Below are 22873 nucleotides of genomic sequence, written 5' to 3' on the forward strand. Positions count from 1 at the left end.
ATGTCCGCTGCGGGGGGATTACTGTTTCAAAGCATGCTGAAAAGACGCGGACCAAAGACGATGATCGCCACGATCAAGGCATGCAATGCCAGCAAGAGAACAGCGCCGGCGGCAGCATCCTTAGCGGCGCCAGACAGGGGGTGTTGTTCCGGGCCGATGCGATCGATGGCCGCTTCGACGGCGGAATTGAAGGATTCCGCAGCCAGGACCAGAAAAACAGCCGTGACCACCCAGGCCAGTTCCCAGCCGCCTAAACGAAACCAGGCAGCCAGGGCCAGAGCGGTCACAGCGGCGATCAGATGGATCCGCATGTTCTGTTGCGTCGCGATCACCCAGAGGATGCCGCGCCAGGCGTAGCGGAAGGAGCAGAGGAACTTTTTCAGGTCCATTCTCGCTTGAGTCCCTGGGTTTGCAAGACCTTTTCCTCCATAGCTCGCATGCGGCTCGTCTCTTCCTCATCACAGTGATCGTAGCCCAAAAGGTGCAACATGCCATGGACGAAGAGAAAGCCCATCTCCCTCTCCAGGGAGTGGCCGTACTCCTCAGCCTGTCGTTCCGCTGTTTCTACGGAGATAATGATATCGCCCAGCACCTTGCCTGCCGTGGGGTCTTCAAAGTCCGGCTCATCATCAGCCTGTTCCTCCATGGCGAAGGACAAGACGTCTGTCGGCTGATCGATCTTCCGGTACTCGGCATTGAGGCGACGGATCTTTTCATCGGTCGTCAGGACAAGGCTGATCTCCGTTTCCTCGATGGAATGACCGGCCTCCTCGAGACAAGCCATCGCCAACTGCTCCAGCATCAACTGCCATGCTTCTTCCACTTCCGGGTCTTGGAAAAGGCTTTCCCGTTCATCCACTATATACAGTTCCACTGCGCTTCCTCCCGTCCAATTCTTTGGAAACACTCTCGGGGTATTCGATCCGTGTATGATAGATCCCGTTGAAGACGCGGCAGAAGGCCTGGGCGATGCGATCAAGATCCTTGAAGGTCAAGTCGCATTCCTCCAACTGCCCGTCGTTCAGTTTCTCCTTGATCAGTTTGCGCACCAGACCCTCGATCTTGCCTGAGGTGGGTTGGGGCAATGAGCGGACGGCCGCTTCGACCGTATCGGCCAGCATGACCAGCGCCGCTTCCTTGCTCTGCGGCTTGGGCCCGTCGTAGCGGAAATCACCTTCCTGAACGGACTCTGTGCGATCCGCCTCCAAGGCCCGGTGATAGAAGTAAGAGACAAGGGTATTGCCGTGGTGCTGTTCCACTAGATCGACCACCTGGGGCGGCAGGCCCGCCTCCCGGCACAGTTCTGCGCCGTCCTTGACATGGGAGGTGATGATCAGGGTGCTCAGGGAAGGGGCGATCTTGTCGTGGGGATTTTGCCCCTGGGACTGGTTTTCAATGAAAAAAGCAGGCCGGCGGATCTTGCCAACATCGTGGTAATAGGCCCCCAGTCGAACGAGCAATGCGTCAGCGCCGATCATCTCGGCCGCCGCCTCGCCTAAGTTTCCGACGAGCAGGCTATGGTGGTACGTGCCCGGCGCCTCCATCAGCAACCGCCGCAACAAAGGGTGGTTCGGGTTGGCCAGTTCGAGCAGTTTCACCGATGTGGTCAGCTTAAAGGCCGACTCCAGGTACGGCAAGGATCCGATCATGAAGACCGACGACAGGATTCCGTTGACAACGGCCATCGGCAATCCATACGTGGCGATGATGGGAATCTTGACGCCCATGGACAGACCGATGGCAAACACAGTCAGCGCATTGGCAGCGGCCATCGTCAGACCGGCCCGGGCGAAATCCATCCGCTGGCTGAAGCGGGAAACGCTGTAGACACCGACGAGAGAGCCAATCCAAGCCACGATGGCATGCGGGATAGAGCCTTCAGCGATTACGCCGATGAAAATACTGAGCACCAGCGACATGAAAACGGCCACGCGGCTGTCCAGGAGGATGGCGATCAGCATCGGACCCGTCGCGGCGGGGATGACGTAGAGTAGCTGATCATAGACGGCCCTTTGCTCATGCAGGTTTATCGAAGCGATGATCCGCGCCGTCAGCAGCGTCATCATCGCCATCAAGCCCAACAGCAGGAGCATCCGTTCATCTTGATAGAGATCACGCCGGTACGTACGCAGGTACCAGAGCACAACGGTCATGTTCAGGAGGACGAGCAATACTGTTCCCAGCGGTTTCAACCAGGCAGCGCCTGTCCGCAACAGCTCCAATTGGGCTAGCAGTTCGATCTGCTGTTCGGTGACGACATCACCGGCGCGGACGATCACATCGTCCTTACGGACAAGGAATGTGATCGGCGCAACACTCTGACGCACCTCGTTGCGCAAGCGCTTCGTGGCGTCTACATCTAGGGTCGAGTTGGACCGCAAAAAGAGCGGGATCAAGGTACGCAGGATCTCTTTCGATTCCTGTGTCAAGACAGAACTGTCGATCCGATCGAGGACGATGGCGTGGGCTTCCTGCAAGCTGTAAGGGAGCACCCTGCCAGCAGCCCGGGTAAGGGGCATCCCTTGAGGCATTTCATCAACGGTATCGGTCAATCCGGGCATGCTCAGCAGATCGTTGATCTGATTTTGCGTTTCCGCCTGAATAAAAGCGAGCGATTCAGGACGGAGGGCAACGAGCTTGCGCAGCAGGCCCTCCGGGATCGGCACATTCATCTGCACCTTCAACTGATCCCACCGCCGCTGTTCTGCGGGGGCGCCGGCAGAGGCGGTATCCGCGTTGAGCGGTTCCGTACCTGCCCGTTGGTAGTCGGAGATCGCTTTAAACAACTGTTCAATATCACGCTGGCTCCGCCCGGCTACGTTGGGATCATGGGTGTAGACGGGGGGCGTGGCGTTGACTTTTTGTTCGCGAGCCAGTCGGGTCCGTTCCTCGTCAACAATCTCCTTCGTGATCGGCGATTTGATGTCTTTCTGGCTTGTCTGCCCCACTTCGAGCGTCTCCAGGGAAGACAAGTGGGGCAAGGCCAGGATCACAGTATAGAACAGGAAAAAAGTGAAGCCGAAAACGACTCGGCGTGTTGTCCGGTATTGCCATACTTTCCGCAACGCCAACGTCAACAGGGCCGTCATTTGGCTGTAAGCCACCCGATTTCACCTCATTTATTTCCCTGTCAGCCCTGGCCTTCATAATCCTCATAGGCGCGAATGATCCGGCCGACGAGAGGGTTGCGCACCACATCTCCCGTGGTGAAGAAATGAAAAGCGAGTCCTTCGATACCCTGCAGAATCTTCTGCACAGTCACAAGCCCCGAGTTCGCGCCCCGGGGCAAATCCACCTGTGTAATGTCGCCGGTGACGACGGCTTTCGATCCAAAACCGATGCGGGTCAAAAACATCTTCATCTGTTCCGGCGTCGTGTTTTGCGCCTCGTCGAGGATGATGAAGGAGTCGTCAAGCGTGCGTCCCCGCATATAGGCCAGCGGCGCAATCTCGATGACCCCGCGCTCCATGTATTTCTGGGTCGGTTCAGCACCCATCGTGTCAAACAGCCCATCATATAAGGGGCGCAGGTAGGGGTCAACCTTCTCCTGCAAGTCCCCAGGGAGGAACCCTAACTTCTCCCCAGCCTCCACAGCCGGACGGGTCAGGATGATCCGGTTGACTTCTTTGTTCTTCAGAGCCAGTACGGCCATGACGACGGCCAGGTAGGTTTTACCCGTCCCGGCCGGTCCAATGCCGAAGATGACCTGGTTTTTTCGGATGGTCTGCAGGTATTTCCGCTGGCCCAATGTTTTCGCTTTGATCTGCTTTCCCCGCGGCGTTGTCATTACCACATCGCCGAGCGCTTCGGCGATCAGCGGTGGGTGCCCTTCATTGATCAGGCGAAAAGCGTACTCGATCTCGCTCTGACCCACCTCTCGCCCGGACCGGACGAGGGCGATCAATTGTTCAATCAGCCTTGTGGACGCCTCGACGACAGGCTTGGCGCCTGTGATGATGATCTCGGCGCCGCGGGCGACGATCTTGGCCCCGCTTAAGCGCTCGATCAACCGCAGATTCTCATCGCGCTGGCCGAAAAGCCCCACAGCTTCCCAGTTGTCTTCAAGATGGATTCTTTGCTCTTGGCTGGATGCCGACAGGTTTGTCCAACCTCCCGTGACGCCTCGCGCCTATTCTGTGCCCGCTTCGATCGACTGGGGAAGGGCGATGTCTTCCAGCGCTTCCACCGATACCTTCACTTTGACTGTTCCCGGTGGCGCCGGCTGGGGGAAAACCATCTCCCGCAACACCCTTGCGCCTGGCGGCAAGAGATCGCCGACGGCCTGCCGGGCTTTTTCCTGGGCCGCCACCATCGCTTCCTGAGCGGTCCGCTCATGCCGGAAGCTGCGCAATTCATGATACTCTGTTTTTATTATTTCGACGGGTAAGCCTAGATTCCTCCATAATGAAGGAGTTCTCATGGAAACCTCTTCTTTACCCACCGGATAAGGGCTACTGCGGGGACCTTTTATGATGATTTCCTGATTTCCCCATCTTATGCGCCATTGTTCGCTGATAGCCCCTGTGGGAACCGACCCTTCCAAGACAATAGGCTCTTCGATCCATTGATCATAGGAGACCTTCGCCCAGGCTTCTCCGCGAGCCTGCACCTTGTCAAGCAGTTTGGGCGGCTCCGGCTTGTCCTCCCCTTGGGTTCTGACAGTTGGTCCATGCTCAAAGAGGAGTCCCGAGATCAATAACTGATCCTTCTTTACACGCTCGCCCTCGGCGACCTTCCCCTCTCCGACGAGGACCATGAGACGCTGGATGACGCCCTCCTTGGCGGCGATGATATTGCAGGGACCGCTCACAGATGATTTTTTCGGCAACACCTTTTCCTGCACTTCGATGACGACACGCGTTCCTTTAGCTGTGATGCCCACCCACTCCAAACCGGGAACGGCGCTCATGATCGATTGTTCCGCCTCACGCACATTGATCAAAGGCCGCCAGCATCCGACGCGGATCCCCTTTTCGCTGGCCGCCTGCAACAGTTGCTGCTTGTCCACCTTTTCATTGCCGATGACATCGACATCCCAGACGAAGGTGGACATGATCAGAATGGTCAACACAAACGATAAGACGCCGATGACGAGGGAGCGCTGCCGTTTCAACGACGAGGCGTAAAAAGGCAAGCCATAGCGCGACTCGATGCGCATACGGCTGCCTGATCGGCGGGCCACATGGCGGAGTGAACGGAAGCCATCCATGCGCACCTTAGCCGACATACGGCCTGACGCTTCTCGCCGCAGGTCATAGAGGGGGATCCCCCGGCTCGCCGCCAGATTGATGAATTTTTCCAATTGAGAACCTTCGATTTTGATGCCCAAAAAGCCGAACCAAAGGGACCACCATCGGCGCAGCATGGCCTTCCCCCCTAGTCATTTCAAATAATTCAGTTGGTAGATGCGCCCTTCCACGACCAGTTCCTCAGGAAGGATCGTCCGAAGCACCAGTTGTTCTCCCCTGATCTCCAACTCGCCTCCGGTGATGCCGATGCGGATGCGATCGTCGGAATACTCGACGATGCCCCGGTGATTTTCCAACACGAGTTGCACCTGACCGATCATGGTGATCTTCGGGTAATCTAACAGCACATCCTTGGGCATTTCCAGGAATCCGGCCAATGCCTTTTGCAGACGCTGCTTGCCTCTTTCCCAGGCCATGTTCCGCACTCCTTTCCATCCTTGTCCATACCTATGCGGGAAGGCAAGCGAACATGCCCCGCCATCCGAGAGAGGCGCGCCGGCTTTTCAAGAGGACACAAAAAAGAACCCTTGCGGTTGTTTCCCGCAAGGGTTCTTTATCCGTCACCGGGGTTGTACAATTAGTCTTTAGCCAAGGATCTCCTTGACGACCTGGTTGACTAGTTTACCGTCAGCGCGACCTTTGACTTTCGGCATCAGAACCCCCATGACCTTGCCCATGTCTTTGGGGCTCTGGGCGCCTGTCAATGTCACAGCTTCCCGCACCAGCGCGCGGACCTCTTCTTCGGAAAGTTGCTGGGGAAGATACGCGGTCAGAAGCGCGATTTCTTCTCTCAGCGCTTCTACGGCATCAGAGCGGCCCGCTTTTTCATACTCAGTGATGGAATCGCGGCGCTGTTTCACTTCCCGGGCAAGCACATCGATGGTCTCTTCTTCCGTGAGATCGCGCCGTTTATCGATTTCCACTTTCTGAATGGCGGATCGAACCATGCGAATGACAGAGAGGCGGAACTTGCCGGCCTCTTTGTCCTTCATCGCCTGCTTCATGTCCTCCATCAAACGTTCCTTTAGCGACATGATGTCACCATTCCTCAGGTGGATTTCCGTTTCCGGGCTGCCTCTGATTTTTTCTTCCGTTTCACACTGGGTTTAAGATAGTGTTCACGCTTTCGGCATTCCGACAAAACGCCCGCTTTCTGGCAGGAGCGCTTAAAACGCCGCAGGGCGCTATCTAAAGTCTCATTTTTACCAACTCGTACTTCGCTCATTCCGCTTCCCTCCCCCCGCTGGTATCTATGATGCCGGGTCCAGGCTGTGCTTGGTGCGGCGAACGGTAGTGTGCAACAAACAAGATACACACAGTCTACATTATACTTCCAGGGAGCGAAAGCGTCAACCGGGGAGTTGCTGCCGTTTTATCCCGGTGGCCAAGCAAGGGCTCTTCCGGCCAGGAGATGGACATGGAGGTGGAAGACGGTCTGGCCGGCATCGGCGCCGGTGTTGATCACCAGCCGGAAGTTATCCTTTTCGATGCCAACCTTTTCGGCGATCTTCGGCGCGGCCAGAAGGAGTTGACCCAGCAGGGCCTGGTGTTCGGCAGTGGCTGCCGCCACAGAAGGGATGTGTTCCCGGGGGATGATCAGGATATGGGTTGGCGCCACCGGGTTAATGTCCCGGAAAGCGACGACCTGCTCGTCTTCGTAGACAAGTTGAGCCGGAATCTCCCGCCGGACGATCTTGCAAAAGATGCAGTCGCTCACAACTTCACCCCCTTTACCGGGTTCATTCCATCAGACCTTGGCATCACGCCTCAATAGGTAGGCCGTCCAGGGCGCCGTCGGGGCGGACCCGAAGCAGGCGAACAGAAACCAAGTCCTCCCGTTCGATCCCCCTTGCCTTTTCCCCTGGCACGTTTCCCAAGGGCTTTTCAAAAAAGACCTTCAGGTAATTATCGGTATGTCCTGTCCAGAATCCGGCAACCTCTTCCTCGGCCAGCACCTCCCGGATTTGGCCGACGAAGGCCTCGGCGTACTGGACAGCAAGTTCGCGCGCCAGTAGCCCTAAGCGCTGCACCCGTTCCTGTTTGAGGGAAGAAGGGATCTGGTCTGGGAAGGATGCTGCCGGTGTGCCACGGCGCGGTGAATAGGGAAAGACATGCAGACCGGCCAATGCCGCCGCGCGGCAGAGTTCCTCTGTCATCCGAAAATCGGCCTCCCCCTCGCCAGGAAAACCGACAATCACATCGCTGGTGATCGCCGCATGAGGAATCAGTTCTTGGATCTTTCGCGTCACGTCGAGAAAATCCTGCCGCCGATAGCGCCGTCCCATCTTTTCCAATACGGCATCCGATCCCGATTGCAAGGGGATGTGGAAATGGGGACAGACGTGGGGATGAACGATGGCCTCCAGTAGTTCCGGTGTAAACTCCTGCGGTTCGACTGAACCGACGCGGATGCGCCGGAGGTCGGGGATGCGGCAGAGTTCGACAAGCAGTTTAGCCAAGTCTGTATGGAGATCGCTCCCATAGGCGCCTAAATGGATCCCCGACAGGACGATCTCCTTAAACCCCTCTTCGGCGAGACGCTCGGCCTCGTCGACGACGCTCTCGATCCTGCGGCTGCGCACAGGACCCCGGGCATAGGGAATGATGCAGTAAGTGCAATAGAGGTTGCAGCCGTCCTGGATCTTCATCGTCGCCCGGGCGCGGGAGCGTTCGGCCACGGCGGGGAGTTCCTCAAAGTGCTCAATCCGTTTTGAGTCGAAGACGGTGTTCACCGTTTCTCCGCTGTGGCGGTGCTGCTCCACCAGATCGACGATGGCTCTGCGCTGATCTGTGCCGACGATGATATCTACGCCTTCGATGGACCGAACCTCATCAGCCGCCGTTTGCGCGTAACAGCCGGTCACGACGACGACGGCTTCAGGGTTCTGGCGGTTGGCCCTCCGGATGGCTTGGCGGGATTTACGGTCGCTCAGGTGGGTTACGGTGCAGGTGTTGACGACATAGACATCCGCCGGCCCGTCAAAAGGTACGATGGCGTATCCGCGGGCCTTGAACATGCCGACGATGGCGTCAGTCTCGCCCTGGTTGACCTTGCAGCCGAGGGTGTGGAATGCGGCGGTGAACTCTCCCGGATTCATCCCCAATCCCCCAGTTCGTACATGATTGCGGCCAAAGCGGCAATGCCAGCCGTCTCCGTCCGCAAGATCCGGGGTCCGAGGCCGACGGAGCGGGCGCCTTTTTCTTTGGCTTGGGTCACCTCTGCGGCTGTCAAGCCGCCCTCAGGACCGATGGCCAGGCCGATGATCTTGGGGGGGCCGTCGTGAAGCAGGCCTTCCTCACGCAAACCGGCGAGCACCTGCTTCAGACCTTTCCCCCGCTCCTCCTCCCAGGGGATCAGGAGAGGAGCGGCGGGATCCCATCGGGCGATGACCTCCGACCAGGTACATGGGGTTTTGACCTCCGGAATGACGGTGCGGCGGCACTGTTTCGCCGCCTCGCGGGCGATCTTCTGCCAGCGGTCGCGCCGCTCCTTCGCTTTAGCGGCGTCGAGACGCACGACAGACCGTTCGGTCAGGACAGGAAGGATCTGCGCCACACCGAGTTCGGTGGCTTTTTGGATTACCAGATCCATCTTCTCGCCCTTGGCCACGCCCTGGAGCAGACAGAGGCGGACCGGGGCTTCCCGCGAAGCGCCAGTCCGCCGCAAGCCTTCCAGACAAGCCTTGTCTCCGTTAACCTCGGCGACGACGGCCTCATATTCCTGCCCAACCCCGTCAAAGGCGAGCACAGGGTCGCCGGGGCGCAGGCGCAGCACCCGGGAGAGGTGCTGGCTCTCTTCCCGGTCGAGGCAGACGCAGTCGCCTGTCAGATTGCTTGGATCAAAGAGAAAACGGTGCATCGGTCACGCCCCGGTTCAGTTTTCTGTTGAGGCGCCTGCCCTGCGGGCGACGACGGCAGCCCATTCGCCGTGGCTGATCAGTTCTTCGATGGTGAATCCCTTTTCTGTCATCGCCTCGACTACATCGTCAAGGCGGTTCTGGATAATCCCGGAAACGATCATGATCCCCTCCGGGGCAAGCAGAGCCTCTGCTTGGGGAGTCAGGCGGATAATCACATCGGCGATGATGTTCGCAACCAGGATGTCGGCCTGTTCCTCCAACCCGGCCAGCAGATCGTTGCGGCGCACGTTCACGATCGCGTCGACCTTGTTCAAGGCCACATTTTCTTGAGCGGTGGCAACAGCCACCGGGTCATTGTCGACAGCGAAGACTTGCTTGGCGCCTAGCAGCGCTGCGGCGATGGAGAGCACGCCAGAGCCGGTGCCCACATCGAGGACACGCGCCTCAGGGTGAACATAGTCCTCTAAAGCGCGGATACACATCACCGTTGTAGGATGGGTGCCCGTGCCGAAAGCCATCCCCGGATCGATGGAGATGACCAGATCATCCTCTTGCGGGACATATTCTTCCCAGGTCGGCCGGATGACCACGCGACGACCGACTTTTTCCGGTTTAAAAAAGGCTTTCCAGGCATGGGCCCAGTCGTCCTCATGGAGGTCCGTCATCGTCCAGGCATGGGCGGGCCATTCTTCGGAGCGCTCCCGGGCGGACAGTTCTTCCTGCAGCGCCGCAAGCCGCTCTTCCAGGGCGTCGTCGATGGCCAGGTATGTCTTTACGCGGATCATGCCTTCTGGCACGTCTGGGATCTCCACGTCGTGGAGGTCCCAGACATTGCTCTCAATGTAGCTGGCGATCAGTTGGGGGTCCTCAATAACCATCCCCATTGCCCCGACTGTTTCAAAAATCTCGGCCATCGCGTCGGCATTTTCCTGCCGGGTGGTGATGGCGATCTCACGCCATTTCAACAGCGATACACCCTTCCCCGCCGGTTAAGCCGGTCCTCACATGAAGGCGTCTTTCATCTTTTCAAAGAAAGACTTTTCTTTCTCTGACTCGATGTTTTCCGCCTTCAGGGTGCGCCCGAACTCGCGCAGCAATTCCTTTTGTTTTTCACTCAACCGAGTTGGCACGGTCACCTTGACCTCGATCCGCTGGTCGCCCCGTCCGGTGCCCCGAAGCCGTTTAATGCCCTTGCCGCGGATGCGGAAGACGGCCCCCGTTTGGGTTCCTTCGGGAATCTTCAAGGATACCTTGCCGTCCAGGGTCGGTACCTCGATCTCAGCACCCAAGGCCGCCTGGACGAAGTTGATGGGAACCTGGCAGATCACATCGTCGTTGTCGCGCTCAAAAAAGGAATGGGATTGCACCTCGATAAAGACGTAGAGGTCGCCTGGCGGACCGCCTTTGTCGCCGGCCTCGCCTTCGCCGGAGACGCGGATCCGCGTCCCCGTGTCGACACCGCCGGGCACCTTGACTTTGATGCGCTTCCGCTTGCGAACCTTCCCCTGACCGCCGCAGTGGAGGCAGGGTTTGCTGATGATCTTCCCGTCACCACCGCAGGTGGGACAGGTGCGGACTGTCTGCATGTTACCGAGCATCGTCTTGGCGACGGTGGTCACCCGCCCAGAACCGTGGCAGGTGGAACAGGTGGTCGCCGAAGTGCCCGGCTCAGCGCCGCTGCCACCGCAGACATCGCAAGCTTCCAGACGCGGGATGTCGACCTCTTTTTCCACGCCAAAGGCTGCCTCTTCAAAGGTGATGGACAGGTTAAACCGCAGGTCGGCCCCCTTCTGGGGACCGCGCCGTTGGCCGCCACCGCCGAAGCCGCCGCCAAAGAACATGTCGAAGATGTCGCCGAAACCACCCATGTCGGGTCCGCCTTCGCCGAATCCGCCAAAACCGCCGGGACCGGCGTGGCCGAATTGGTCATAGCGGGCGCGCTTTTCCGGATCAGAGAGCACCTCGTAGGCCTCATTGATCTCTTTGGTCTTCTCTTCAGCGAATGCTTTGTCGGGGTGGACATCGGGGTGGAATTCCTTGATCAACCGGCGGTAGGCCTTTTTGATCTCCGTCTCCCCGGCGTCCCGCCCAACGCCTAACACCTCATAGTAATCGCGTTTGCTCATCCTTGTCCCCTCCCCCCGGTAAAAGCATCGACAGGGGGGCTAAGCCCCCCGGTCGCCTGAATCAGGATTTTTTCTTATCGTCATCGATGACAGTATAATCGGCGTCGACCACATTGTCATCCTTTTTCTCTTCTCCGCCAAAGCCGCCGGGGGCGCCTTCCGGTCCCGCGCCAGGCGCGCCGGCAGCCCCGGCTTGCTGGTAGAGCTTGGTGGACAATTCATAGACAACGGTCGTCAGGGCTTCTGTCTTTTTCTTGATCTCTTCCAGGTCAGTGCCTTCGAGGGCTTTTTTCAGTTCTTCCTTGGCGGCCTCGATCTTTGCTTTATCGGCGGCCTCCACCTTATCGCCTAGGTCTTTCAGGGTCTTTTCCGCCTGGTAGGCCATGGAGTCGGCCTGGTTGCGGATCTCGACCTCTTCCTGGCGCTTGCGGTCCTCTTCGGCGTGCAGTTCAGCGTCTTTGACCATCTGGTCGATCTCTTCCTTGGAGAGACCCGTCGAGGCGGTGATGGTGATCTTCTGCTCGTTGCCGGTAGCCTTGTCTTTGGCGCTGACGTGGACGATGCCGTTGGCGTCGATGTCGAACTTGACCTCGATCTGGGGGATGCCGCGCGGCGCCGGCGCGATGCCGCTCAGGTGGAAGCGGCCCAGGGTCTTGTTCTGGGAGGCCAGCTTGCGCTCGCCCTGAAGGACGTGCACCTCGACAGAGGTCTGGTTGTCGGCGGCGGTGGTGAAGGTCTCGCTCTTGCTCGAGGGGATGGTCGTGTTGCGCGGGATGAGGACGGTGCAGATGCCGCCCAGGGTCTCAATGCCCAGGGAGAGGGGCGTCACGTCGGCCAGAACGATGCCTTTGACCTCGCCGCCGAGCACGCCCGCCTGGATGGCGGCGCCCATGGCAACGACCTCGTCAGGGTTGATGCCTTTGAAGGGCTCTTTGCCCAGGTATTTGCGGATGGCTTCCTGGACGGCGGGAATCCGGCTGGAGCCCCCGACGAGGATGACCTTGTCGATGTCTTTCGGTTCCAGCTTGGCGTCTTGCAGAGCTTGGCGGGTGGGACCCATGGTCATCTCCACAAGGTCGGCCGTCAACTCGTCAAATTTGGCCCGCGTCAGGGTCATGTCTAGGTGCTGGGGACCGTCAGCGGTAGCGGTGATGAAGGGCAGGTTGATGTTCGTCGACATGACGCCAGACAATTCGATCTTGGCCTTTTCAGCGGCTTCCTTAAGGCGCTGCATGGCCATCTTGTCGCCGCGCAGGTCGACGCCGGTCTCCTTCTTGAATTCGGCGACCATCCAGTTGATGACCTTTTCATCGAAGTCGTCGCCGCCGAGGCGGTTGTTACCGGAGGTGGCTTTCACCTCGAAGAGGCCGTCGCCCAGTTCAAGGATGGACACGTCGAAGGTACCGCCGCCCAGGTCATAGACGAGGATGGTGTGGTCCTCTCCCTTGTCGACGCCGTAGGCGAGGGCAGCCGCGGTCGGCTCGTTGATGATGCGCATGACTTCCAGGCCGGCGACAGCGCCGGCGTCTTTGGTGGCCTGGCGCTGGGAATCGGTGAAGTAGGCCGGGACGGTGATGACGGCCTGGGTGACCGGCTCGCCCAGGTAGGCTTCAGCGTCAGCCTTCAGCTTCTGGAGGATCATGGCTGAAATCTCTTGGGGAGTGTAGTTCTTGTCATCGATTTTTACTTTATGATCAGTGCCCATGTGCCGTTTGATCGAGATGACCGTCCGGTCAGGGTTGGTGATGGCCTGCCGTTTGGCCACCTGGCCGACAAGACGCTCGCCCGTTTTGGAAAAACCGACGACTGAAGGAGTGGTCCGGGCGCCTTCTTTGTTAGGGATGACGACCGACTCGCCGCCTTCCAGCACGGCGACACAGGAGTTGGTTGTGCCTAGGTCGATGCCGATGATTTTACCCATGTGTGTAACCTCCTATTTTCTTTGCCATTTCATCGTTCCAACTATTTGTTTTTGGGGCTCGTTATTCAGCTTGTTATTTATTTCGAAAGGGCTCAACCGCCTTTAGCCACTTTGACCATGGCTGGCCGGATCACCTTCGCCTTAAAGAGGTAGCCTTTTTGCAACTCTTCCATGATAACTCCGTCCGGAAACGTTTCGTCGGCTTCGCCGAACATGACGGCCTCATGGGCCTGGGGATCGAATTCCTTGCCAACTGCCTCAAGGGGTTGCAATCCTTCTTTCGCCAGGATATCGGCGAACTGGCGCTCGATCATGGCCACGCCGGAGAGCAGATTTTCGGCGGCGCCGGCCTTTGCCATCGCCCCCAGGGCGCGCTGGAAGTTGTCCAGGACAGGCAGGAGCTTCTTCACCAGCCCCTCATTGGCGTAGGTCCCCAGTTCCTCTTTTTCTTGGCGCGTCCGCCGGCGGAAGTTGTCGAAGTCGGCCTGCAAGCGAAGATATCGGTTTTCCCAGTCTTGCAGTTCTTCTTTCGTCTTGTCGAGCTCTTCCTTCGTCTTGGCCACCTCGGAAAGAAAGCGGCCCAACTTCTCTGCCGCATCGGCAGCTTGGCGGTCCTCTTCGGTAAGTGCGGCCTCTGCGCCTTCTCCGTCGGTGGACGGGTTTGGACACTCCTTCTCAACGGGGCTGTTTTTCATGTCGCTGTGATCAAAAGCGGCCTTGTCGCTGTTCTTGCTCTCTCTCTCTTCGACGGTCACCAGTCTCCCTCCCCACGGTTATTGCCTGAATCGGGACGTTCCTCCCGCTTTTTGATGATCGTGTCGATGCGCAGTATGGCTTCCGCCACCTCGCCAGCCGCCTTTAAGGCATGCATCTTCACTTGCGCCGGATCGATGACTCCCATGGCCCACATATCGGCCAACTCGCCGTTGTCACAGTTGATCGAAAGGGTGTCGCTGTTCTGCTCCATCTGGGCAGCGATGACATCGCCCAGCTTTTCCAGGGGGTTGAAGCCGGCATTGGTGATGATCTGGGCAAAGGGCTTCTTCAGAGCGGCCACAACGCAGTCGAGGCCGTAGGCGGCCATGCCCCGTGTCTCCCGGCGCACCTCTTCCATCTGACGGGCAACAGCCAACTCGACGGCGCCGCCGCCGGGGACAAGCCCACCTTTGATGGCCGCCTGAACGGCCGAGGCGGCGTCCCTGGCGATGCGTTCCCGCTCGCCGACAACCTCCTCGGTGGCGGCGCCAACGAGGACTGTGGCCACCGGTTTTCCGCTTCCCTGCAGGATGCAGACATGCTCCAACTTCTCATCGACGGTAATCGTCCCCGCCTTGCCCAGATAGCGTACTAAATCTACGGGATCGCGCTTCAGCCCCGTGCGCTTGATTGCCCGGGCGCCTGTATGTTCGGCTGCCTTTTTCAACTCCCGGCTGGCGACGCGCTGGATGACGAGCACGCCGGCGTCGGTAAGGATCTCTTCGGCGATATCTTCTACACCCCGGTCAACAAGGACAGCCTTGACGCCGAGGGCGACGATCTTGCGCACGTTTTCCAAGAACTCCTGTTGCTTCTGGCGATACCAGTTGAAGCCGGCCTCGGTGCTGAGGGCCTCTTCCTCTAATTCCTCCGGTTCAAGGGCGTCATCGATCACCAAGACGAGCGCCTCTTCCAGCTTTTTGGGCATGTCCTCATTCATGGGCGTCTTGTTGATGATCACGCCAGAGAGGACCTGGTTGTCAGCGCCTTCACGGGCGCGGATCGTCTCGGAGAGTTTGAAGCCGGACTCACGGATCTTCTCTTCCCCAACCATTCGGGCTGCTTCCACAACCAGCCGGGCAATGTCCTGATGTTCCCGACCGGCCACGAGGGCTACCTTCTCCAGCATGGGATCCATGACGCCTTGTACGGGACGGGCATGACGCTGAAACATCTCGACGGCGTTTTTAACGCCTGCCTTCAACCCCTCGATGACCCGGGAGACGGGGACGCCCTTCGTCACCTGGTTGACGCCTTCGCTGATCAGGCTGCCGGCGAGAACAGTCGCTGTGGTCGTCCCGTCGCCGATCTCCGACTGCTGTGCCCTGGCCATCTTGATCAGCATACGGGCCGCCGGATGGTTGACCTCCATCAGCTGCAGGATCGTCACACCGTCGTTGGTGATGACCACGTCGCCGAACTTGTCAACAAGCATCGTGTCGAGTCCTTTCGGACCGAGGGTGCCTTCGACGGCGCTGGCGATGGCGCGGATGGCGTTAGCGTTGGTCATCAATGCCGCTAATCGCTCATCCACTTCGGTGTTGTTGCTCACTTGCTTGACACTCAACGCTGATTCCTCCAAGTCTCTTACGAAAAGGCAGGGAAATAGGGACTTTTTGCCGACAAAAAGCCCCTACCCTTCCAGAACCTTCTACCGATTGAACATTTTTTTCAGGGCTGCCGAAAGTTGTTCCGTCAACCCCTCTACAACAGCGACAGCTTTGGAATACTCCATACGGGTCGGCCCGATCAGGCCGATGACGCCGAGGACCTCTCCATCCAACTCGTAAGAGGCCGTCACCATGGAACAGTTGCGGAAACCTTCGAGGCGGTTTTCCGTGCCGATCTTGATGTGGATGCCCTGATCGGGGTGATCATGCATCAATTCGCGCACGGTATGATGTTGTTCTAGTATGCCCAAAAGGGTCTGGAGTTTTTCCACATCTTTGAACTCAGGCTGTTTGAAGATATTCATGGTGCCAGCCAGAAAGACCCGCTCTTCGCTGTCGCTGAGCAAGGCCTCATCGATGAGTTCCAGCGATCGCGAAAGGACTTGCTTCTGTTTCTTCAAGGCCTCGTTTAGATCCATGCAGAGCGAGGTCCGGACCTGGGCCATCGTCAATCCCTGCAGGCGTTCATTAATCATCGCCGACACCTTCTGCAGGTCTTCCGGCGTCATCGACTCGGGGATATCGAAGAGCTTGTTCTCCATGACACCGGCAGAGGTGACAACGACAGCGACCGCCTTCGTCGGCATGACGGGGAAAAAGTGAATCTGCTGAAAAGTCGTCTTCCCCACCTGGGGACCCAGCACGACAGCGGTGTAGTTCGTCAACTTGGCCAGCAGGTTGGTCGTTTGCTGCATGATGCTGTTGACTTCCTGCAAACGCTCCGACATGGCTCGTTGCACCCTCCGGAGTTCCTCCGGATTGAGGCTCTCCCGCTCCATCAGGCAGTCGACAAAGTACCGGTATCCGTAATCGGAAGGGATGCGCCCCGATGAGGTATAGGGCTGTTCGATCAGTCCCAGTTCCTCCAGGTCAGACATCTCGTTGCGGATGGTGGCGGGACTGACACCGAGGTCATACTTGCGGGCAATGGTGCGGGAGCCGACGGGTTCCGCCGTGGATACGTAGTCTTGAATAATAGCCCAGAGTACCTTCTGCTTGCGATCATTCATTTGCATCCCGGAACACCTCCCGTTGTTAGCACTCGCTGTAGACGAGTGCTAACCTCTACCGTAAAAAATACCACCGGAAAAAACGCTTGTCAATACTTGGGGAAGCCTGCAACTGTCAGTCCAGGTAGCGGCCCATGATCTCGTTGGCGATCAGATAGGAACGCGGTTCGAGGGCTATCGTTGTCCCATCATAGTGTATCCAACCCTGACGGGAGAGCTCTGCTGACAGTCTATGCCAGTTTTGCCGCCTTGCCTCGTCAAGACCGTATTCAACGGCCACCGCCTGCAGGCTGACGCCAGCCATTGTGCGCAAGCCGAGGATGACCGCCTCCTGGGCCGCTACTTCCGGTGTCAGTCCCTCCTCTTCAACAGGCAGCACTTCCTCGCCCTTTTGAAAAGAGCGGACGAAAGCGTCACTGTCGGCAGGCCAGGACCAGCGTTGCAAGCCGGTGGCAGAGACGGCGCCGCTGCCGAAACCGAGGTAATCCCCCCGCAGCCAGTAGTTCAGGTTGTGCCGGCATTCCCTGCCGGGCCGGGCAAAGTTGGACAGTTCGTACTGGAACAAGTCGGCTGATTGCAAGGTACGGCAGGCTGTCTCGTACATCTCGACTTCTAGGTCCTCGGCGCATGGTTCAGCCAGGCCTCTCTTCAGCCAATCGGAGAGGGGGGTTCCCGATTCCGCTTTCAGATTATACAGCGAAAGGTGATCGGGCGCGTAGCCAAGGGCCAATTCAAGAGACAATTGCCAGTCCTCCATGGTCTGACCAGGGATGCCGTAGATCAGATCGATGCTGATGTTATCGATGCCTGCCTTCCGGGCCGCCAATAGGGCTGCCGTCACGTCAGCCAGGCGCTGCCGACGGCCCAGGAAGGCGAGCAGCCGCGGTTGAAAGACCTGTACACCCAGGGAGAGACGGTTGCAGCCGGCCTCGGCCCAGCCAGCCAGCTCGCGCTCATCGACGGTCCCTGGATTGGCTTCAATGGTGATCTCCGGCAATACTTTCGATCCAGATCGCCCCTCATCAAGGCCGTAGCAACGGCGCAAGGCGTCCAGGATCCGCGACCCCGCCGCTGCGGTTAGCAGTGTCGGGGTGCCGCCGCCAAAAAAAACCGTCGCCGGCCCCGAGGGGAGGCGGTGACGCCAATGGTCCGCCTCCCTTTCGATCTGGCCGATGACGGCGTTCGCGTAAGCCATCCGGAATTCGCTATCAGCCGGATGGGAATAGAAGTCACAGTAGGCGCACTTGCTGTGGCAGAAAGGGACATGGACGTAGACGCCCCAGCTCGATTTCATCCCTTGCGCAACAGAGAAATGCTTTTGCTGATTTGACAAGCTCTGATCTGCCCTATCGCTCGCATATTTCATCATACTTGGACCCTTCTGGCCAGCCCTACTTGTCGATGCTGAGGACAGCCATGAAGGCTTCTTGCGGAATTTCCACGCTCCCCACCTGTTTCATCCGCTTTTTGCCCTCTTTTTGCTTCTCCAACAGCTTGCGCTTCCGCGAGATGTCGCCGCCGTAGCACTTGGCGAGTACGTTTTTGCGGATGGCTTTGATCGTCTCGCGGGCGATGACCTTGTTGCCGATGACGGCCTGAATGGGGACTTCGAACATCTGCCGGGGGATGAGATCCTTCAGCTTATCAGCCAAGGCGCGGCCGCGGTTATAGGCGCGGTCACGGTGGACGATGATGGAAAAGGCGTCGATCAGGTCCCCATTGAGCAAGATGTCCAGCTTGACCAGTTCAGAGACGCGGTAACCGATCAGTTCATAGTCTAGCGAAGCGTAGCCCTTGGTGCGGGACTTCAACTGATCGAAGAAGTCAAAGATGATCTCGGCCAGGGGCAGTTCATAGATCAGCATGACCCGCTGACCGGCGATATAATCCATGTTGATGAAAGTGCCCCGTTTTTCCTGGCAGAGTTCCATGACGGCGCCCACGAAGTCGGAAGGCACCATGACAGAGGCTTTCACATAAGGCTCTTCGATGGTCTCGATCTTCTGGGTCGGCGGCAGTTTGGTCGGATTGTCGACGAGGACCACCTCGCCGTCGGTCTGGTTGACTCTGTAGATGACGTTCGGCGCCGTCGTGATCAGGTCGAGGTCGAACTCCCGTTCCAAACGCTCCTGGACGATCTCCATGTGCAAGAGGCCGAGGAAGCCGCAGCGGAAGCCGAAACCGAGAGCTACCGACGTTTCCGGCTCATAGATGAGGGCGGCGTCGTTGAGGCGCAGCTTGTCGAGGGCGTCGCGCAGGTCTTCATAATCAGCGCCTTCGACAGGATAGAGGCCGCAGTAGACCATGGGCGTCACCTGGCGGTAGCCGGGCAGGGGCTCCTTGGCCGGATGATCGGCGTCGGTGATCGTATCGCCCACACGGGTGTCTTTGACATTTTTGATCGAAGCGACGATGAAACCGACCTCGCCGGAGGAAAGCTTCTCCACCTGCCGCGGCGCCGGCGTGAAAACGCCCACCTCGGTCACCTCGAAGGTCTTGCCGGTGGACATCATCTTGATCTTGGTGCCTTTTTTCACGGTACCTTCGACAACGCGCACATAAGAGATGGCGCCTTTGTAGGCGTCATAAAAGGAATCGAAGATCATGCACTGCAGCGGCGCTGTCGGATCGCCCTCGGGCGCCGGGACCTTGGCCACGATCGCTTCAAGCGTCTCTTCAATGCCGATGCCAGCCTTGGCGGAAGCCAGGATGGCGTCAGAGGCGTCCAGACCGATGACATCCTCGATCTCCTGCTTGACCCGATCAGGCTCGGCGCTCGGCAGGTCGATCTTGTTGACAACAGGGATGATCTCCAGGTCATTCTCCAAAGCCAGGTAGACATTGGCCAAGGTCTGGGCCTCAATACCTTGGGCGGCGTCGACGACAAGCAACGCTCCCTCACAAGCGGCGAGGGAACGAGAAACCTCATATGTGAAATCCACGTGGCCCGGGGTGTCGATCAGGTTCAGCGTGTACACTTGGCCGTCCTTTGCCTTGTACTGGAGACGGACGGCTTGCAGCTTGATGGTGATGCCCCGCTCCCGCTCCAGGTCCATCGAGTCCAGAACCTGATCCTCCATCTCACGTTCCGTCAGCGCCCCGGTAAATTCCAGGATGCGGTCGGCAAGGGTCGATTTGCCGTGGTCAATATGGGCGATAATGCAAAAATTTCGAATGTTGGCTTGCGCCTTTCCCATAATTCTATAAGTCCTCCCTTGCCAATTGCACAGACATATGCAATATATTATAACTCATTTCACCGGGGGCAAACAACGCCATCGGGCAGCTAATCGTTGCATTTTTAAAAAGAAAAGGCCCGCACGGAGAAGCGCGCAGGCTCTAGCGTCGCATGAACCGGCTGAAGAAGGTACGGGCGACCATGTCCGCCTCCTCCATCTTCATTAAATAGGTCGCCAGCGCGTAGATGGCGGCGCCGGTCGATACAGTGATCGTCAATAGGATGAGTTGGCCTGTCAGGGTGGTCATATCCACCATGGTCCCGATGAATTCCTGCAAAACCATGATCACCCCTCCCATGATCGTCGAGGCGACGAGGGTTTTCAACAACGACGCCAGCAGCCGTCCCCCGTCGATGGAGCGCAGCGCGCGCCGGGCCAGGAGCAGGAAGAAGCCGAAAGCGACAACGGCGCTGAGGGAGAATGCCATGGCCAACCCTTCCGCCCCCCAATAGCGGATCATGACCAGGCTGAGCGCCGTGTTGAGGACGAGGATGATCACGCTGACGCGAACAGGGATGGAGGGTCGCTGCAAGGCGTAAAAGACTCGTGGGAGCAACTGGTTGGCACCCTGTGCGAAAAGGCCGATCAGGAAGAAGAGCAACACCGAAGCGGTCGCCAAGGTGGCTGTGTGGTCGAATTTATCGCGTTCAAAGAGGACCTGCACAATGGGAACGCGCAGGATGGCCATGCCGACGGCGGCGGGAACGGTGATGTAGATGACCGTTCGTAAACCGAGGGACAGGTTTCGGCGAAAATCAGACCACTCCCGGCGGGCAGCAGCGCTCGTCAAGCTGGGAAAAACGGCCACCGAGATGGCGATGGCGAAGACGCCGAGAGGAAGCTGCATCAAACGGTTGGCGAAGCGGAGGGCCGTGATCGACCCCGGTTCCAAGGCGGACGCCAGGTTCTGGTTGATGATGTCCTGGACCTGGCCGATCGATAACCCCAAGAGGGCCGGTCCCATCAGCTTGGCAATCTGGCGCACGCCGGGATGATCGAGGCGCATCACCATCCGGTAGCGCAGGCCGATACGCAGCAACATGGGCACCTGCACGAGGAAGTTGACAAATGCCCCAAGGACGACGCCGATGGAAAAGGCGGCGATTCCGTAGGTATCGGACAGGAAATAGCCACAGAGGATGATGACCACGTTGTAGAGAATCGCCCCGACGGAGGGCATAAGGAAGTGCTGGTATGAGTTGAGCACGCCCATGGCCAACCCGGCCAGGCCCGTAAACAAGACAGAAGGAAACATGATCCGCGTCAAGAAGATCGTCCGTTCCAACGTCTCTCCCTCAAAGTCATAGGCGACCAGGGGGATCAACTGGGGGGTGAAGATTTCGCCGATGATGATGCCGATCGTGAGCAGCAGGATCATGGCATTGATGAAGGTAGACGCCACGATCCAGCCGTCATTCTCCTTGTCGGTGGCGACGTAAGAGGAAAAGACAGGGATAAAGGCCGTCGAGAGAGCGCCTCCGACGAGCAAAAAATATAAAAAATCTGGCAATGCAAATGCGGCGATGTACGAATCGGTAATCGCGTTCTGTCCAAACTTGGCCCCGATCACCGCTTCCCGGACAAAACCAAGGATGCGGGAAATCAGCATCGCCAGCATGATCGAGCCGGCGGCCTTGGCGATGCGCTGACCACCCTTGGAAGGCGGCGTCCCGTCGTTGTTGATGTGGTTCACTATCTGACTCCCTTTCCTGGCTGGCTCCCTCCCTAATTGTAGTAACTTTTTTTGCTTTGACAACCGCATTTCCGTCATATCTCCAGCGATATGTCAAAAAAAGTTCATAAAGCGCCTGTTCTTTCCCTGACCAGGCGCCATCATCTCCCCTTTTTCCCTTCCCGGATCAGCCCTTTTTCTTCGAGCACCTTGGTCAAGGCGTCAGCGAAGATCTCCGCCGACGCCTGCGCTTCAGCAATGCTATTGAGGTGGCCGCCGATCTCGACGAGCAACGCCCGCGGGTGCATCTGCTGGTGGTAGCGACCGGCCTTGGTGATGACGCCCTTGCATAAGCCTGGCGCCTTTTCATCCAGTTTGGCCGCCACAGCCTCGGCGAAGGCGAGGTTATCTCTCCAATGGGGATGAGGCGCTCGGGCATCTGTCCCGACGACGATCAGTATCCGCGCCGCCTTCCGTCCGCCAATCGTCACCGTCTCCCGCAATGGAACGGCATCCCGGTGCAAATCGATGATCGCTAAGGGGTTGGTGTGACTGTTGAGCAGCTCGAGGAGGGTTTTTCGCGATTGAACATAGGCCAAATCGTAGGACGGGTAGTCGTGAATGGCGTCGGAATGGATGACACGAAGCTGATGTTTATCCTGCAATCGGGCTGCTAAACGCTTGCCGGCTGTAAAGACACCGGCATTGCGGCCATCGAGTCGCGATGGTCCCCCGCCAGCGCTGTAGTTTTCCGCGTTGTGGGTGTGATAGAGCAGCACAACCTTTTCTGGCGCTCCTGCCGATGTTTGCGGTTTCGCTGGAGGCGTGTCGGGAGAACTTTGTCCTCCTGCATTCAAGCCAGGTTCGCCGCGAGGATCCTCTCGCAGGATATCGAGGTCGGGGTAATCGTCGCCCTCCTGTTCGAGCGCCTGCTTTTGGGTCACGCCGCTGTCCCCGTCTGGTATCCTAGCTTGCTTTTGACCGGTCGCAGGCAAAGCCGCCTGTTGCATAGTCGAGCCCAGAAAAGGGATTTGACCTTCGATCAGGCGATTGAGGTAAGCGGTTGTGAGGCCCTTTGAAATTGTAGAAGGACCTTGTGTGTTTCCTTCGCCGTCGATGCCTGTTCCATCCCGGGGATCCGGCGGCGGCGCCGGGGGTTGCGTTGAGAGGACAGGCAGGGCAAACTTGAGCATTTCGTAAGGCGGAAACCAGGTCCAAAAAGCCGGAGTGAATCGCCACAGAACGCCCGCCAGCACGACAGTGAGGAAAAAAAGGACGACCCAAAGACGGCTGCCACGAGAACGCCCCCATGGGTTTGTCCGGCGAATGAACAAAATAAAAACCCCCTTCTCACCCAATATATGGGTATG

The 22873-nt window shown here is 58.3% G+C and carries 21 protein-coding genes; all 21 read right to left on the bottom strand.

Translation table 11 applies throughout. The features are described 5' to 3' along the window. Window positions 1-26 precede the first annotated feature (26 nt). The 21 genes from AC0CW1_RS04260 to spoIIP all read right to left on the bottom strand — a co-directional run bounded on the left by AC0CW1_RS04260 (window position 27) and on the right by spoIIP (window position 22837). The gene (locus AC0CW1_RS04260; protein ID WP_488181817.1) at window positions 27-389 is read right to left on the bottom strand and encodes a diacylglycerol kinase; all 363 of its coding nucleotides are present in this window, start codon (window positions 387-389) and stop codon (window positions 27-29) included. Beyond that, on the bottom strand, window positions 380-874 hold the full coding sequence (gene ybeY / locus AC0CW1_RS04265; protein ID WP_488181818.1) for an rRNA maturation RNase YbeY: 495 nt from the start codon (window positions 872-874) through the stop codon (window positions 380-382). Before ybeY ends, AC0CW1_RS04260 begins: the two co-directional genes overlap by 10 nt. Then, a complete protein-coding gene (locus AC0CW1_RS04270) occupies window positions 852-3104 on the bottom strand; it encodes an HD family phosphohydrolase (protein WP_488181819.1) in 2253 nt (750 codons plus the stop codon). Before AC0CW1_RS04270 ends, ybeY begins: the two co-directional genes overlap by 23 nt. A 26-nt stretch (window positions 3105-3130) precedes the next feature. Further along, the gene (locus tag AC0CW1_RS04275; protein WP_488182116.1) at window positions 3131-4099 is read right to left on the bottom strand and encodes a PhoH family protein; all 969 of its coding nucleotides are present in this window, start codon (window positions 4097-4099) and stop codon (window positions 3131-3133) included. Between the two features lie 30 nt (window positions 4100-4129). Beyond that, a complete protein-coding gene (yqfD, locus tag AC0CW1_RS04280) occupies window positions 4130-5365 on the bottom strand; it encodes a sporulation protein YqfD (RefSeq protein ID WP_488181820.1) in 1236 nt (411 codons plus the stop codon). A gap of 15 nt (window positions 5366-5380) precedes the next feature. Further along, on the bottom strand, window positions 5381-5665 hold the full coding sequence (yqfC, locus tag AC0CW1_RS04285) for a sporulation protein YqfC (RefSeq protein WP_488181821.1): 285 nt from the start codon (window positions 5663-5665) through the stop codon (window positions 5381-5383). A 168-nt stretch (window positions 5666-5833) separates the two neighbouring features. Further along, a complete protein-coding gene (locus tag AC0CW1_RS04290; RefSeq protein WP_488181822.1) occupies window positions 5834-6283 on the bottom strand; it encodes a GatB/YqeY domain-containing protein in 450 nt (149 codons plus the stop codon). Between the two features lie 14 nt (window positions 6284-6297). Continuing rightward, window positions 6298-6474: a 30S ribosomal protein S21 gene (gene rpsU / locus AC0CW1_RS04295; RefSeq protein WP_161254949.1), complete on the bottom strand. Its 177-nt coding sequence runs from the start codon at window positions 6472-6474 to the stop codon at window positions 6298-6300. A gap of 147 nt (window positions 6475-6621) precedes the next feature. Next, window positions 6622-6966, bottom strand: coding sequence for a histidine triad nucleotide-binding protein (locus AC0CW1_RS04300; RefSeq protein WP_488181823.1), 345 nt, complete (start codon window positions 6964-6966; stop codon window positions 6622-6624). A gap of 43 nt (window positions 6967-7009) precedes the next feature. Next, the gene (mtaB, locus tag AC0CW1_RS04305) at window positions 7010-8347 is read right to left on the bottom strand and encodes a tRNA (N(6)-L-threonylcarbamoyladenosine(37)-C(2))-methylthiotransferase MtaB (protein ID WP_488181824.1); all 1338 of its coding nucleotides are present in this window, start codon (window positions 8345-8347) and stop codon (window positions 7010-7012) included. Next, on the bottom strand, window positions 8344-9108 hold the full coding sequence (locus AC0CW1_RS04310) for a 16S rRNA (uracil(1498)-N(3))-methyltransferase (RefSeq protein WP_488181825.1): 765 nt from the start codon (window positions 9106-9108) through the stop codon (window positions 8344-8346). The genes mtaB and AC0CW1_RS04310 overlap by 4 nt, the downstream gene beginning before the upstream one ends. A 15-nt stretch (window positions 9109-9123) precedes the next feature. Continuing rightward, complete coding sequence (prmA, locus tag AC0CW1_RS04315) at window positions 9124-10074, bottom strand: 50S ribosomal protein L11 methyltransferase (RefSeq protein ID WP_488181826.1); 951 nt, start codon at window positions 10072-10074, stop codon at window positions 9124-9126. A gap of 36 nt (window positions 10075-10110) precedes the next feature. Continuing rightward, window positions 10111-11235, bottom strand: a complete 1125-nt coding sequence (gene dnaJ, locus AC0CW1_RS04320; RefSeq protein ID WP_488181827.1) for a molecular chaperone DnaJ — start codon at window positions 11233-11235, stop codon at window positions 10111-10113. A 61-nt stretch (window positions 11236-11296) separates the two neighbouring features. Beyond that, complete coding sequence (gene dnaK, locus AC0CW1_RS04325; protein WP_488181828.1) at window positions 11297-13156, bottom strand: molecular chaperone DnaK; 1860 nt, start codon at window positions 13154-13156, stop codon at window positions 11297-11299. A gap of 92 nt (window positions 13157-13248) precedes the next feature. Then, on the bottom strand, window positions 13249-13911 hold the full coding sequence (gene grpE / locus AC0CW1_RS04330) for a nucleotide exchange factor GrpE (RefSeq protein ID WP_488181829.1): 663 nt from the start codon (window positions 13909-13911) through the stop codon (window positions 13249-13251). Then, window positions 13908-15479 (bottom strand): TCP-1/cpn60 chaperonin family protein, encoded by a 1572-nt coding sequence (locus AC0CW1_RS04335; RefSeq protein ID WP_488181830.1) that lies wholly within the window; start codon window positions 15477-15479, stop codon window positions 13908-13910. Before AC0CW1_RS04335 ends, grpE begins: the two co-directional genes overlap by 4 nt. Window positions 15480-15563: 84 nt before the next feature. After that, window positions 15564-16598: a heat-inducible transcriptional repressor HrcA gene (gene hrcA, locus AC0CW1_RS04340; protein ID WP_488181831.1), complete on the bottom strand. Its 1035-nt coding sequence runs from the start codon at window positions 16596-16598 to the stop codon at window positions 15564-15566. 109 nt (window positions 16599-16707) lie between these two features. Then, window positions 16708-17925 carry a radical SAM family heme chaperone HemW gene (gene hemW / locus AC0CW1_RS04345; RefSeq protein ID WP_488181832.1) on the bottom strand — a complete coding sequence of 406 codons (1218 nt, stop codon included), beginning with the start codon at window positions 17923-17925 and terminating at the stop codon, window positions 16708-16710. Window positions 17926-17983: 58 nt separating this feature from the next. Further along, window positions 17984-19789 carry a translation elongation factor 4 gene (lepA, locus tag AC0CW1_RS04350; protein ID WP_488181833.1) on the bottom strand — a complete coding sequence of 602 codons (1806 nt, stop codon included), beginning with the start codon at window positions 19787-19789 and terminating at the stop codon, window positions 17984-17986. 142 nt (window positions 19790-19931) lie between these two features. After that, window positions 19932-21524, bottom strand: a complete 1593-nt coding sequence (gene murJ, locus AC0CW1_RS04355) for a murein biosynthesis integral membrane protein MurJ (protein WP_488181834.1) — start codon at window positions 21522-21524, stop codon at window positions 19932-19934. A gap of 140 nt (window positions 21525-21664) precedes the next feature. Further along, window positions 21665-22837, bottom strand: coding sequence for a stage II sporulation protein P (gene spoIIP / locus AC0CW1_RS04360; RefSeq protein WP_488181835.1), 1173 nt, complete (start codon window positions 22835-22837; stop codon window positions 21665-21667). Between the last annotated feature and the right edge of the window lie 36 nt (window positions 22838-22873).

It is taken from the genome of Heliomicrobium sulfidophilum (genome assembly GCF_057715735.1).